Origin of the sequence: Brachyspira suanatina, from assembly GCF_001049755.1 — a bacterium.
Lineage (GTDB): Bacteria > Spirochaetota > Brachyspiria > Brachyspirales > Brachyspiraceae > Brachyspira > Brachyspira suanatina.
Window position 1 is genome coordinate 362874 of sequence record NZ_CVLB01000001.1, and the last position, 13450, is coordinate 376323.

Here is a 13450-nt window from a genome sequence, read left to right on the forward strand (position 1 = left end):
TTTGCTGAACAATTATTATAGTAAAGATATATTTACTAAAAGTATCAAATATTCAAAAGGTGTAGGACCTAAATACGCAGAAATACTTGCCAAAAAGGGTATAATTACTTTATATGATTTAATAGCATTTTTCCCAAGAACTTATGATGACAGAAGAAAAACTTTAAAACTTCATGAGGCATTGGAAAATAAAGATAAAACTTCTGTTGTATATGTAGAAGTTATAGATGTATCAAGTTTTACTTTTCAATATAGGAATAAACCTTTAGTAATAGTTACAGATGGAATTGCTGTATGTGAAGTACCTATTTATAGCGGAAGACTGCCTGCAGGAGTGACTAAAGGGGCAAAACTTTATTTAACAGGCAAGTTTGTAAGAAGCGGCAGAGGCAAACTGCAATGCAGAATGACTGAATTTGAAAAGCCTTCATCAAATGCCTTATCATATGGAAAGATTGTACCTATATATCCGCTTACCGAAGGACTTTCACAAAAAAAGCTTAGAACTTTAATAGTGGATGAGCTTGTCGGCTTTGAAAAGAATATGAAATATGATATTCCAAGCATCATTAAAAAGAAATATAGGCTTAAAAGTTTCGTACCTTCTATTATGGAGATGCATTTTCCCACTTCTTTTGAAGCTTTAGCTGAGGCTAGAGAGAGTTTGATTTTTGAAGAGTTTTTAACTTTTCAGTATATACATTTAAGTGAGAGAAGACCTAATATTCTTATAAAAGAAGAAAGGTATAATTCTTCAAATTTATTAGATAAAGTAAAATTAAGTTTATCATTTGAACTCACAACAGACCAATTAAATGCTATTGAAGAAATAAAAAGTGATTTATTTTCTAGTAAGCAGATGTTCAGACTTCTTCAAGGAGATGTTGGAGCTGGTAAAACTATAGTGGCATTTTTAACTGCATTAATACCTGCAGAATCAGGATTTCAGACCGCATTTTTAGCTCCTACTGAAATATTGGCTTTACAACATTATAATACTTTTAAGAAACTTATTAAATCAGCCGGTTTAGAAGATACTATAAAAATAGATATACTTACTTCTTCAGTTAATCAAAATGAAAGAGGATATTTATTAAAAAGATTAAGAGAAGGAAAAAGTCATATTTTAGTAGGTACGCATTCTATTATTTATGATGAGGTAATATTTAAAAATCTTTCTTATGCAATAGTAGATGAACAGCAAAGATTTGGAGCAGCACAAAGAAACAAACTTCTTTCTAAAGGAAATAATGTTGATTTTTTACTTATGACAGCAACTCCTATTCCTCAGTCTTTAGCATTAACATTATTTGGGGAATTGGATTTATCTATTATAAAAAGTATGCCTAGCAGCAGAAAAGGCGTACTTACAAAATATAAAGAGCTTTATGAGAGGGATCATTGCTACAAGTTTTTAAAAAGCAGAATAGCTAAAGGTGAGCAGGGTTATGTCGTTTTTCCCCTTATAGAAAATAATGATTCTAGCTTCATTACTCTTTCAAGCGAATTTCAAAGGGCAAAAGAAACTTATTTTTCAGACATTCAAATAGAAGTAATACATGGCAAAATGAAAGATGAAGAAAAAGAATATATAATGAATAGATTTTCTTCAGGTGAAATAAAGGTATTATTTTCTACAACTGTTATAGAGGTTGGTATTGATAATCCTAATGCCACAACAATACTTATAGAAGGTGCAGAACGTTTTGGTTTATCGCAGCTTCATCAGCTTAGGGGTAGGGTAGGCAGAGGAGATAAATTAGGGTACTGTTATTTGATACTTCATAGTGAGCTTAATGACATCATAAAAGAAAGAATTAACATAATATGTGAAACTACTGACGGATTTAAAATATCAGAAAAGGATTTGGAATTAAGAGGTTCAGGAGAGTTTTTAGGGGATAGGCAAAGCGGAATACCTGATTTCAAACTTGGAAACATCATAAAAGACAAGGAAATAATGCGTAAAGCAAAAGATGAGATGCGTTCTTTATTAAGAGATGAAAATTCAAAAGAAGCTTTTTATAAAGAAAATGAAGCGTTTATATTAAAGGCTAATTATCTGAAATCCAGAATTGTTAAAGATGAATAAATTTTTATATACTTTAGTATTTATTATTTAAATAAAAAAATCATACTATAGTAATTTATTTTATAATAAAATATTTTGATTTAATGTTGACAAAAAGATCATATAATATATGATTGTATCAACAGGACCCCCAGCATCATCATTTATATGATATGCATCATGGGGGACATTTTTTATTTGTGCTTATTTTATGTGTTATATAAAACGTCCTTATAAATATAAAGAGCAGCTTCAAAAATTAAAAGATAGAGGCTGCATTATTAATGACGATAAAAAATGTATATCTATACTTGAATCAGTAAATTATTATCGTTTTAGTGCTTATTTTTTACCTTTCAAACAAAGTAACGGAAATTATATTAATGGTACTTCATTTGAAAAAGTTTTTAATATTTATGAGTTTGATAGAAAATTGCATACTATATTATTTAATGCATTAGAAGAGATAGAAATTTTTATTAGAGCAAAAATAGCATATTATCATGCCCATAAATATGGAGCGTTAGGATATTTGTATGAAACAAATTTTTATAATAAAAATTATAATCAAAAATATATAAATAAAATTATAAATTATCATAAAAAATTTATAAACAATTTTCAAAGAGAAATAAAAAGTAATGAAAAAGTATTATTTGTTAAACATCATATAGATAATTATAATTCTTATTTTCCTATATGGGTTGCCACAGAAATATTTACATTTGGAATGTTATCAACTTTTTTTGCTAACTTAAAATTAGACGACAGAAAAGTATTAGCGAAAGATATGTATAACATTACTGCTAAACAATTAGAAAGTTGGCTTCGTTGCTGTACGGATTTAAGAAATATTTGTGCTCATTATGGAAGACTTTATTATAGAATTTTTTCATCTATTCCAAAACAAATGAATAATTTAGATAAAAATTCGGAAAGGAAATTATGGGGAGCTATTTTATTAGTTAAGGAATTATATCCTTTTAAAGATAAATGGAATAATGAAATATTACCCAATTTTATTAAGCTTATTAATGAATATGAAAATGATATAGATTTTGTTCATATAGGATTTCCAAAAGAATGGACAGATTATTTAAAAAAGTAGTTATTATATTATGTAATTTTATTTACATACCCAGCCCTTTATATTTTATTGTTTTATTTATAAATTTTAATTTTGATTATATTTATTGTGTAATTAGAAATTTTAGCACCCGCCCAAGCGTTTATTAAATTTAAAAATTTACTCTACGCACGGTTAGCTAAATTTTATATGCATTTAAAGTTACAATTTACAACAAAATCATATATTTAATTTCGCTCTGCGTGCGGTAAGTTAATTATAAATTTAAATAAATCTAGGGTGGGTGCTATATTTTCTTTTATGTTTTCTAGAAAAGTGTAGTTAAATATTATTGATAAAATTAATAAGAAAATAGGGCGGGAGAGTGATAATAAAGTTTAAAATATAAAAGCCCCATTGAAAATAATGAGGCTTTTTCTATTTTATTTAATTATATAAATTATTCTTTAATAAACTTTTTGAAATTAGCTACTTTTTCTTTAGCAACTGCAAGTCTCTTATCTTTGCTTTCTTTTACGCAAACTTCAAAATAGAATTTGATTTTTGGCTCAGTACCAGAAGGTCTGATAGTAATTTTAGTTTTATCTTCAAGTATGTATTGAAGAACATTAGATTTAGGTAAAGTAATATCTTTTATTTTTTTACCAGTATTATCATAAACTTCTTTTTTCTCATAATCGCTTATGCTTTCAACTTTTACACCTGAAATTTCTTTAGGTAAATTGTTTCTGTAATAAGTCATCAAATCAGCTATAGCTTTAGCTCCGTCAGCACCTTTTTTAGTTATAGATATAGTTTCTTCATAGAAGTATCCATATTTTTCATAAATGCTTTCTAAATAATCAGCTAAAGTCATATTGTTGTCTTTACAATAAGCAAGAACTTCAGCAAGCATTAAACAAGAACTAACACCGTCTTTATCACGTACATTAGAATTAATACAATATCCGAAACTTTCTTCAAATCCGAATAAATATGTACCTTCTTTATCTCTTTCTATAACATCAGCAATCCATTTGAATCCTGTAAGAACATCGTAAAGCTTAACATTATTAGCATCAGCAATAGCTCTTGCAAGTTCAGTAGTAACTATAGTTTTTACTATATATGGATTTTTAACATTCTTTTTATTTGTAATGAGATAGTAAGCCATAATAGAACCTATTTGGTTTCCAGTAAGGTACATATAAGAACCATCTTTAGTAAGCAAAGCACATCCCATTCTATCGCAGTCAGGGTCAGTACCCATAACAAGCTCAGCACCTATTTCTTTAGCTTTATCAACAGCAATTTTTAATGCTTCAGGGTTTTCTGGGTTAGGTGATTCAACAGTAGGGAAATTTCCGTTAGGCGGCTGAGCTCCTTCCATAGTTGTTAAATTAGTGAATCCTGCCTTTCTTAAAGCCATAGGAACCATTTTGTATCCGGAACCATGAATAGGAGTATAAACTATTTTTATATCATGATGTTTTTTGATGATATCAGGGTTAACTAAATATCCCATTAAATCATTCATATATTTATCTTCAATATCTTTTCCTATGATAGTAACTTTTGAAGAATCTCCCATTTTTACTTCTTCAGGCTTAACTTTTAATACTTCATCTATGATGTTTTTGTCATGAGGGGGTATAACCTGAGCTCCGTCAGTCCAATATACTTTATAACCATTATATTCTTTAGGGTTATGGCTTGCAGTAACAACTATACCAGCTATACAGTCTAAACTTCTAACTGCATAAGAAAGAAGTGAAATAGGGTGAATATCATCGTATAAATAAACGCTTATTCCATTTGAAGAAAGTATTTCAGCAGCGGCTTTAGAAAATACATCAGAATTATTTCTTGAGTCATAACCTATAGCAACTTTATAATTACTTCCACCCTGTTTTAATATATAGTTAGCCAAACCTTGAGTAGCAACACCAACAGTATATTTGTTCATTCTGTTAGTACCAACTCCCATTATTCCTCTAAGACCGCCGGTACCGAATTCTAAGTCTCTGTAGAAAGCATCTATTAATTCTTTTTCATTACCAGCATCTAATAATGCCTTAATCTCTTTTTTGGTTTCTTCATCATAAGAACCATTAAGCCAAGAGTCAATTCTAGCTTTTACTTCTTGTTCCATATATGCACCTCTCTCTATATTATTTATTTTATTTAAAAATATTTTTTAAGAAAAAATTAAAAAATTCTATATATAAATTATAGTATACAAAAAGTATATAATCAAGTTAAAATATGTTAATTATTCAGGCATAGAAACGCCGTAATGTATATTAACCCAAGTAACACCTAAAAAATTTTTCCATCTGCCGTCCCCAGGGTCTTTTGTTACATTTGGAAGATATAAATCAGAGGGTTTTACGGTTCCAGCAAATGGGGTTCCAGCTATTGTATTTGGAGAAGTTCCTAAATATTCTATATTTTTTAAAGAATTACAGTTTTCAAAGCTTGAGTTATCAATAATTAATAACAGAGAAGGTAATTGAACATTCACTAAAGATGTACAGCCTTTAAAAAAATTTGCTATTATTTTTTGAGATGATGCAAAATAAACTGTTGTTACAAATAAAGAATTTTCTAATGTGTAAATATAATTACTTTCCATAACAGCTTTAGATAAATCTAATTCAACATTAGTTTCATTTTTAAGAGCATTTTTTATATTATCAAAAATTTTAGAATTTGCCCCAATATATCCTTCAATAACAATAATATTTTTTCCTGTAGTATTTCTATTTTTTTGTAAAGCATCTTTAATATCTGCTTCTGTGGCATTAGCATCAATTATATAAAGATTTTTGTTTGAATTATTATCATAAATTCCGTCACTAAATCCATCAAATGGAGATATTATTTTATATTTGCATGAGCATGTTATTATCATTAATATTAATAATACAACTATATTTTTCATTTATATATTTTCCTTTTTTAATTAGGCATAGATTTGCCAAAAATGATGCTACCTTTATTTTTCCAGTCATATCCCAAGAAATTGTCCCAGCTTCCATCATCTGATTTTACATTTGGTAGATATAAATTTATTGCGGTTAATTGAGAATCAAATATATCTATTCCTATGGATGTTATATCTGAAGATTTATTTCCTGCATATTCTATATTTTTTAAAACAGGACATCCTGAAAAAACTCTATCTCCTATTCCTGTTATATTAGCATTTAATCTTATAGATTCCAATGATTTACAGTTATAGAATACAGCATCTCCAATTATTTTTGTTTTTGATGGTATATTAATTGTTTTTAATGATACACAGTCATAGAATGCCTTTGAATTTATACCGTCCATTATAGTTTCAGGAAGTATAATAGTAATTAAACTAGCACAGTCATTAAATATTCCATTATTTATGATTGTCATTTTTGTTTTTGAAATATCTGCTAAATATAAAGATCTGCAGCTTTTGAATGCCTCTTGGGCAATTTCTGTTATAGAAGCAGGAAAATTAATTGTTTTTAAAACTAAACAACCTGAAAATGCACCTATACCTATAGTTGTTATAGTATCAGGTAATTTTACATGAATTAAATTTTTATTATCAGTAAATGAATTATCTGCTAATTTTATAATATCTGTTCTGCTTAAATCAAGAGAAACACCTTTAAGATACTTCTCTTTTTTTATGATTGTATTAATGGTGCTTATTATATTATTTTTATCTATATTATCTTTAGTATCTTTTAAAAAGATTATATAGCAATTATATTCGTTAAAATATTCCTGCATTATCAATTCTATTTTATCTTCTTTATAATCTGATTTTATAAAATATTTTGGGTCTACATTTTCCGGTATATTAGAAACAGGGATATCACTGTTGCTATATGATTCATCTAAATAAAATGGATCTGTAACTTTATAATTATTGCATGATATTAATAGTATAAGTAATAATAATAATTTTAACTTCATGAACATTCTTATAATTTTTCCTCATATTTTATCTTTTAAAAAACTTTACATTAATTTTTAAGAAGTTTAAATAAGTTAGAGAATTATATATAAAAAAAATATATAATCAAGTATAAATATGCATTAATTATTTAGGCATAGAAGTGTTGTAATGTATTTTGTTCCATTTAGAACCTAAAAAATTATCCCAGCTTTGATCCCCTGGATCTGTTTTTACATTTGGAAGATACAAGTCAGTAGGCTGCAGACCAGTAAAAGGTGTACCATTTATTATGTTTGGAGAAGTTCCTAAATATTCAACATTTTTTAATGATGTACATCCTGAAAAACTTGTTTGATCTATTGTATCTAAAGTCTTTTGTAATTGTATACTAGTTACAGAAGTACATCCTTTTAAAAAATTACCAACTAATGTTCTAGATGATGGGAGAAGAACTATTGTTAATTCTTTAAAGTTTTCTAAAGTTCCTTTAAAATTACTTTCCAATGTAGACATTGATAAGTCTAACTCTATATCTGTTTTACCGCTTATTACTTTTTTTATATTATCAAATATTAAAGAACTTTGATTTATATATCCTTCCACTATTATTAAATTTTTACCGGTTAATTGTTTATTGTTTTCAAGTGAATTTCGTACTTCTTCTTCACTGGAGCTTGCTCCTACAGTATACAAATTTTGATTATTATTATTTCCATTATTCCCATTATTATATATATTATTTCCCTCATCAATATCAATAATAGGCGATACTATTTTATATTTACAAGATACAATCATTAAAGAAATAAGTATAAATAATGCTGTTATTTTTTTCATTGTCAATTTCCTTTATTTAGGCATGGATTTTCCATAATGAATAGTTTTCCAAGCAACAGCTAAAAAATTATCCCAGCTTCCATTATTAGGGTCTTCTGCCACATTAGGAAGGTATAAATCTTTTGCTGGTGAACCCATGAATGTATCATTTTCTTGAAGTATTTTTACAGGATCTTTTCCCAAATATTCAACATTTTGAAGCATTTTACAATCAGAAAAAACCTTACCTTCTGATGGATTTACAAGAGTTTTTATACTATCAGGTAAACTTATATCAGTTAATGAAGAACAAAGGTTAAAGGCATTATCACTTATACTAGTTAATCCTTGATTTAATTTTATATTTTTTAATGATTTACAGCTGTAAAATGCTGCTATTCCTATAGATTGTAAAGTTGATGGAAAATTAATTGATTCCAATGATGTACAGTAATTGAATGCGCCATCTTCTATTGAAGTTAATCCTTCAGGAAGTATTACTTCTCTCAAAGTAACACAATTTTGAAATGAATTATTAGCTATAGTTTTTACTTTTGATGCTATATTAATAATTTCTAAAGACATACAGTCTTTAAAAGCTAAAGATTTTATATCTGTGATAGAGTCTACAAGATTTATATATTTTAATCTTTCACATGATTCAAATGCAGATGAATTTATCATTTTTAATGAGTTAGGAAGCTTAATTTCTATTAAATTTTTATTTGCCTTAAATGCATTTTGTGCTATTTCTGTCATATCAGTTCGGCTTAAATCAACAGCAACTCCGTTATGAAAATAAGCAGATTTATTAACTACTTTATTTATTGTTTCTATTGTTTTATTTTTATCTATATTATCTTTAGTATCATCTAAAAATATTATATATTCCCCAAAATTTTTGAAATATTTATTCATTATATCTTCTATTTGCTGTTCAGTGTAAGATGCTTTGATAAAATATTGACTGTCTACATATTCTGGTATAATACTTGTGTTATCATTATTATTGTTATTTTTAATTGTAAATGGATCAGTAACTCTATAATTAGAGCAGGAAATAGCTAATAAATATATAATGAAAATATATTTAATATTTCTAATCATAAATAACCTCTATCTAAGTATTATATTCATTTTTTTACAGTATTCAATTTTTATTATAAAAAAATTAATACTTGTAAAATTATTTATAATTTTGGCACTTTGAATCTCAAACCAAATAATACTTCATGATATCCGTCAGCCTTAGTATCCAATAAATATCTATAGCCCAAATCTATAGACATATAAGGTAATACATTAAAAGCCATTCCGCCACTGAATCCAAACACTATTGTGCTTTTTGATAGTCTCTTTTGTATTTTATTATTATCAGTATATGTACCTACTAAATAATCATTTATTTTAGTTCCTATGGATATTCCCAAATAAATAGTAAAAGGCGGATATTCATTTAATAAAGTTTGTCTATATGTTTCATCTGTTAATTTTTCTTTTATAAGAAAAAAGTTAATATCAAAATATACTGAACCTAATAGAGTATGCATTTTTATATCATTAGTCATTCCTATTACAGTTCTTCCCATATATTCAAATTCAAATCTTACAGGAGAAGATTTATTTATAGTTGGTATACTGTATCCTAAAGAAAATCCTCCGCCTAGATAATTAAAATATCCTAGATTATTACCGGTTTTTTTATAAGCATAATTTCCATCATGTGAAAAAATAAACTTAGGAGTAATATATAAACCTTCAGGAATAAATGAAAATAGTTTTTGATTATTATGAAATAAAAACACAATCATAAATATAATAAAATAATATCTTTTCATCTAATCCGCTCCTAAAAATTAAACCTTAAAGATGTTACTATATCATGATTAGACTGAAGTTCTGTAGTGAAAGTTACTCTATAGCTTAAATCTAAACTAATTAACGGGGTTATATGAAATGCCAAACCGCCTCCAAGTCCGTAAAGAAATTGCACTGTATTATAGTAATAACTGTATTGAAAAATACCATTCTGTTCAAAAGTATTACTAGTTATATATGTGTTTAGTCCTGCTCCAATCAAGAATCCAGCATAAACAGCCATTAAAGGCCTTTTTCCATTATTAATTCTAGTTCTAATTGAATCAGGATTGTCATAATTTATATACCAAAAATAAAAATCATAATAAGCACCGAATAAAAAACTATGTGAATACATTGTTTTTACTTTCGGTATGTAAACATTTCCTAACATAGGATTTCTATATAAATATTCAAATTCAAGTCTTACAGTACTGTATTTATGAAATATGTTGAAGTTATATCCTATTGCAATACCGCCTCCTACATATAAGTTTTGTGTATTTTTTTTATTATCATTTTGCTTTCTTATTCCTGAATCTTCTATTTCAAATAGGAATTTAGGTGATAAATATGCTCCTATATCCATAGACATAAGCATATTAGCGAAACATGATGATAATATAGAGATTAATAAAAATTTTCTTATCAAAAAATTCATAAAATGATTTCCTTAAAAACATCAAAACAGTATGCCTATAGCAAATCTTGGCAGCGGAACAATTCTTATTATACTTTTATATGAAAAACCTATATCAAGTATAGATATATCAAAGAAAGGACGAATTCCGCTATTAACTCCTAAACCTCTTGAAATATCTATTCTAAATCCCATCTCTCCTGATATATAAAAATCCCATATATTACTATTTCTATTAGTATATGATGATGTATCTTTTTGCAATTCTTTTCCTTGAGTTATGAATAATGTTGTACCTACTTTAGGCATTAAGAAGAAACCTGAAGCCCTATCTTTACCGTTAAAATAGAATCTTCCGCCTACAGCAAGTCCAAGTCCGTATACATTTCCATTATATTCAGATGAAGAATTATTATAATATGTTTTCATAGCATAAAAACCTGCATCCACATTAAGATCTATTTTTTCAGCTGCTCTGAAAGTATATGTAAGATCTAATCCAAAATTACCTTGAAGTTTGAGATTATTTGGATCATTACTAGGCAGAGCTAAATTAAAAACTGACGGAGCTATAAGCATATAAAAAATTGTAGGTCCGAAATTAACTCCTATAGAATGTCTATGAGAGCTTAGAGCATCATTTATATTTGCTATACTATTATTATTTGCTGTACTGTCATTATAATTATTATTATTATTATTATTTGCATTTTTATTTATAATATTGTTTGAAGGTTCTTGTGCTAGAATATTATTAGCAAGTATAAATAAAAATAAAATTATTAATATATTCTTTTTCATTATTTATACCTCACTAAAACCTTAGACTGAACCCTATTCTAGGGAACAATGAAAATCTTATGGCTGATACATAATTAAGCCATACAGGGAATGAATTCCAACTAGGTATTACTGCCCCTACATCAACCAAACCGCTTCCAAAGAAAGTAATGCCTTCTCTTATATCTCCGTAAACCCCAGACATCCCGGATCTTATATAATATCCGATTTCCAGTATTGAAATATCTATATATGGCTTAACAGGCCATTCTTTATGCGGAAATAATTCTATAGTCCATCCAAGTTCATAAGAAAGATACATAGTGGCATCAATTGTATGTCTTTTAGTTTTCAGTCCGCTTATTCCATTTTCTGTTTCTATATCAGACATTAAAGCTTCTATACCAAATCTGAATGTATTAACAACTTCTCTTTTTTTACCGCCGTAGAATTTTACTCCTATTGTAACAGGAAAATATATTAACGATGCTTTAAGATATGTATCAGATCCAATCAGACTTCCAATATTATTTCCTATAATATTGCCTGTATTTCCGGAACTAGGAAGTAAAGAACCTGCTAAATCTACTACTTTATCCTTTGGTATTGCAAGTTGGAATGACATAGCTTGTACGCCGAATCCTATTTCTACACCTATTCTAGGATGAAGCAATAATGTATATGATATGTTTGGAACATACCAGAAGCTTCCCTTTACATCCAAAGCATTTATAAATTTTGCACTTTCTCCTAAATCAACACCTAATAATCCGCTGAATGTTTCATAATTATCAAATATTGTATTAAGCATAGGAGGAAATAATCCTGCATACCCAGGACTTAAATTTACGCTTACTATTTGTCTGCCTTTAATCCAGCTATAAGTATTTGTATCCGACTGTGTGGACAGAGCTATTCCATTAGCATATAAATTAATAAATGATATATTAAATACTATAATAGCTGTAAGGATTTTTTTCATAAAATATACCTTAAAAAATTATTGTTATGATTTTGCAGGACCTATTGTGTTAGGATTGCTAAAGTTATTGCCGCTTAATCCTCCAAACAAATCCTCTAGTCTCTTTTTTTCTTCTTCTGAAACTCCTGAAGTTGAAGCTATTTTATCTACATCTACTTTACTAGGATCTCCTCCGCTATTTATTATATCTTTCATAACACCAGTAACATTTTCTTCCCCTACTATATTCATAATTTCATCAATAGATTCTTTTGCTTGCTGATCCATCTCTACAGTATATAAATTATCTCCTCCAGGAACTGCTACTATATATCCTTTATCTCCGCCTTTATAAACACCACCTACACCTAATATTTGATCTTCAAATGTATAGTCTTTACCATTTATCGTTAATTTATTTCCATCAACTTTTACTTTGTCCCAATTACCGTTTTGCATTTTACCTAAAAAGAAATCAGGACCTGGTTCTGTTATAGTAAGAGTTGTTTTTTTGCATGAGAATGCTGTTATTAAAATGAAAATTATTAATATATATTTATAAAATTTCATTATATGCTCTCCTGAAATAATAATTATATTTAAATTATATAATTTTTATTTATAAAAACAACTAAAATAAATGCACCTATATAGACTCGGATATATATACATTAAAATTTAATATCAGAAATTATTAAAAATATGATTTTTTACTATATATTTGTTCATCTTAATAATATGTTAATATAAAAAATATGTGCTATAAATATTTTTATTAATTGTATTATATAATGCTTGACAGAAAATTTGAATTGAAGTAAAATTCTTAAATACGCATTAAAGAAATTAAGGTAAATCTTTGGTCTTATGGATAAAAATACAGAACATATCACTTGTCTAATTAATCATGAAGAAAGTTTCAAAAGGATCATTATAAATAGAAATTACAAAACAAAAAGATACTATATAGATTTTTTTGTTGCAGGATATAAATATAATAATGGCAAAGATGTTATAGATTTATTACTTAAAAATGAGCCTATAAATTTGCTTCGTGATATAACAAATCCTTATGACAGATTCGCCATAGCTATTTATGATAGAAGTTTTGATTTTAGGTTAGGGTATGTTCCAAGCGTTATCTCACCTTTAATATCATATAAATTAGAGGATAAAAGAAACAGAGTATATGCAAGAATAAAAAATGTAAAATTAGATGCCATAGATGAATGTAAAATAGAAATAAGAGTATTTATAGATATAGCCAAGAAGAAGAAAAAGGCTATGTAACTAATAATATTGCATATAAAGAA

Annotated in this window: 13 protein-coding genes; 3 read left to right on the top strand and 10 right to left on the bottom strand. The window is 27.2% G+C overall.

What is annotated here, in order from left to right:
* The first annotated feature begins 1 nt into the window (after position 1).
* Together BRSU_RS01685 and BRSU_RS01690 are read left to right on the top strand one after the other, a co-directional pair.
* Positions 2–2092, top strand: a complete 2091-nt coding sequence (locus BRSU_RS01685) for an ATP-dependent DNA helicase RecG (RefSeq protein ID WP_048593483.1) — start codon at positions 2–4, stop codon at positions 2090–2092.
* A 190-nt stretch (positions 2093–2282) separates the two neighbouring features.
* On the top strand, positions 2283–3179 hold the full coding sequence (locus tag BRSU_RS01690) for an Abi family protein (RefSeq protein WP_048593484.1): 897 nt from the start codon (positions 2283–2285) through the stop codon (positions 3177–3179).
* 418 nt (positions 3180–3597) lie between these two features.
* Here the strand turns inward: BRSU_RS01690 and BRSU_RS01695 are convergent, their stop codons facing one another.
* From BRSU_RS01695 to BRSU_RS01740, 10 genes are all read right to left on the bottom strand, one after another.
* The gene (locus BRSU_RS01695) at positions 3598–5289 is read right to left on the bottom strand and encodes a phospho-sugar mutase (protein WP_048593485.1); all 1692 of its coding nucleotides are present in this window, start codon (positions 5287–5289) and stop codon (positions 3598–3600) included.
* 120 nt (positions 5290–5409) lie between these two features.
* The gene (locus BRSU_RS01700; protein ID WP_048593486.1) at positions 5410–6081 is read right to left on the bottom strand and encodes a leucine-rich repeat protein; all 672 of its coding nucleotides are present in this window, start codon (positions 6079–6081) and stop codon (positions 5410–5412) included.
* A gap of 17 nt (positions 6082–6098) precedes the next feature.
* Positions 6099–7106 carry a leucine-rich repeat domain-containing protein gene (locus tag BRSU_RS01705; RefSeq protein WP_048593487.1) on the bottom strand — a complete coding sequence of 336 codons (1008 nt, stop codon included), beginning with the start codon at positions 7104–7106 and terminating at the stop codon, positions 6099–6101.
* 121 nt (positions 7107–7227) lie between these two features.
* Positions 7228–7920 carry a leucine-rich repeat protein gene (locus tag BRSU_RS01710; RefSeq protein WP_048593488.1) on the bottom strand — a complete coding sequence of 231 codons (693 nt, stop codon included), beginning with the start codon at positions 7918–7920 and terminating at the stop codon, positions 7228–7230.
* Positions 7921–7932: 12 nt separating this feature from the next.
* Positions 7933–9006, bottom strand: a complete 1074-nt coding sequence (locus BRSU_RS01715) for a leucine-rich repeat domain-containing protein (protein ID WP_048593489.1) — start codon at positions 9004–9006, stop codon at positions 7933–7935.
* 83 nt (positions 9007–9089) lie between these two features.
* Positions 9090–9737, bottom strand: a complete 648-nt coding sequence (locus BRSU_RS01720; protein WP_048593490.1) for an outer membrane protein — start codon at positions 9735–9737, stop codon at positions 9090–9092.
* 11 nt (positions 9738–9748) lie between these two features.
* Positions 9749–10417, bottom strand: coding sequence for a tia invasion determinant (locus BRSU_RS01725; protein WP_048593491.1), 669 nt, complete (start codon positions 10415–10417; stop codon positions 9749–9751).
* Positions 10418–10438: 21 nt separating this feature from the next.
* Complete coding sequence (locus tag BRSU_RS01730) at positions 10439–11197, bottom strand: hypothetical protein (protein WP_048593492.1); 759 nt, start codon at positions 11195–11197, stop codon at positions 10439–10441.
* A gap of 13 nt (positions 11198–11210) precedes the next feature.
* Positions 11211–12158, bottom strand: coding sequence for a hypothetical protein (locus BRSU_RS01735; protein WP_048593493.1), 948 nt, complete (start codon positions 12156–12158; stop codon positions 11211–11213).
* Between the two features lie 24 nt (positions 12159–12182).
* The gene (locus tag BRSU_RS01740) at positions 12183–12707 is read right to left on the bottom strand and encodes a hypothetical protein (protein ID WP_048593494.1); all 525 of its coding nucleotides are present in this window, start codon (positions 12705–12707) and stop codon (positions 12183–12185) included.
* Positions 12708–13004: 297 nt separating this feature from the next.
* Between BRSU_RS01740 and BRSU_RS01745 the strand changes: the two genes are divergently transcribed.
* Positions 13005–13427, top strand: a complete 423-nt coding sequence (locus BRSU_RS01745; RefSeq protein WP_048593495.1) for an HIRAN domain-containing protein — start codon at positions 13005–13007, stop codon at positions 13425–13427.
* Positions 13428–13450 lie beyond the last annotated feature (23 nt).

What these genes read in the sequence shown, in the direction of transcription:
- BRSU_RS01690 (WP_048593484.1), top strand. Translation starts at nt 2,283, where the DNA reads ATGTGTTATATAAAACGTCCTTATAAATATAAAGAGCAGCTTCAAAAA.
- BRSU_RS01695 (WP_048593485.1), bottom strand. Translation starts at nt 5,289, where the DNA reads ATGGAACAAGAAGTAAAAGCTAGAATTGACTCTTGGCTTAATGGTTCT.
- BRSU_RS01700 (WP_048593486.1), bottom strand. Translation starts at nt 6,081, where the DNA reads ATGAAAAATATAGTTGTATTATTAATATTAATGATAATAACATGCTCA.
- BRSU_RS01705 (WP_048593487.1), bottom strand. Translation starts at nt 7,106, where the DNA reads ATGTTCATGAAGTTAAAATTATTATTATTACTTATACTATTAATATCA.
- BRSU_RS01710 (WP_048593488.1), bottom strand. Translation starts at nt 7,920, where the DNA reads ATGAAAAAAATAACAGCATTATTTATACTTATTTCTTTAATGATTGTA.
- BRSU_RS01715 (WP_048593489.1), bottom strand. Translation starts at nt 9,006, where the DNA reads ATGATTAGAAATATTAAATATATTTTCATTATATATTTATTAGCTATT.
- BRSU_RS01720 (WP_048593490.1), bottom strand. Translation starts at nt 9,737, where the DNA reads ATGAAAAGATATTATTTTATTATATTTATGATTGTGTTTTTATTTCAT.
- BRSU_RS01725 (WP_048593491.1), bottom strand. Translation starts at nt 10,417, where the DNA reads ATGAATTTTTTGATAAGAAAATTTTTATTAATCTCTATATTATCATCA.
- BRSU_RS01730 (WP_048593492.1), bottom strand. Translation starts at nt 11,197, where the DNA reads ATGAAAAAGAATATATTAATAATTTTATTTTTATTTATACTTGCTAAT.
- BRSU_RS01735 (WP_048593493.1), bottom strand. Translation starts at nt 12,158, where the DNA reads ATGAAAAAAATCCTTACAGCTATTATAGTATTTAATATATCATTTATT.
- BRSU_RS01740 (WP_048593494.1), bottom strand. Translation starts at nt 12,707, where the DNA reads ATGAAATTTTATAAATATATATTAATAATTTTCATTTTAATAACAGCA.
- BRSU_RS01745 (WP_048593495.1), top strand. Translation starts at nt 13,005, where the DNA reads ATGGATAAAAATACAGAACATATCACTTGTCTAATTAATCATGAAGAA.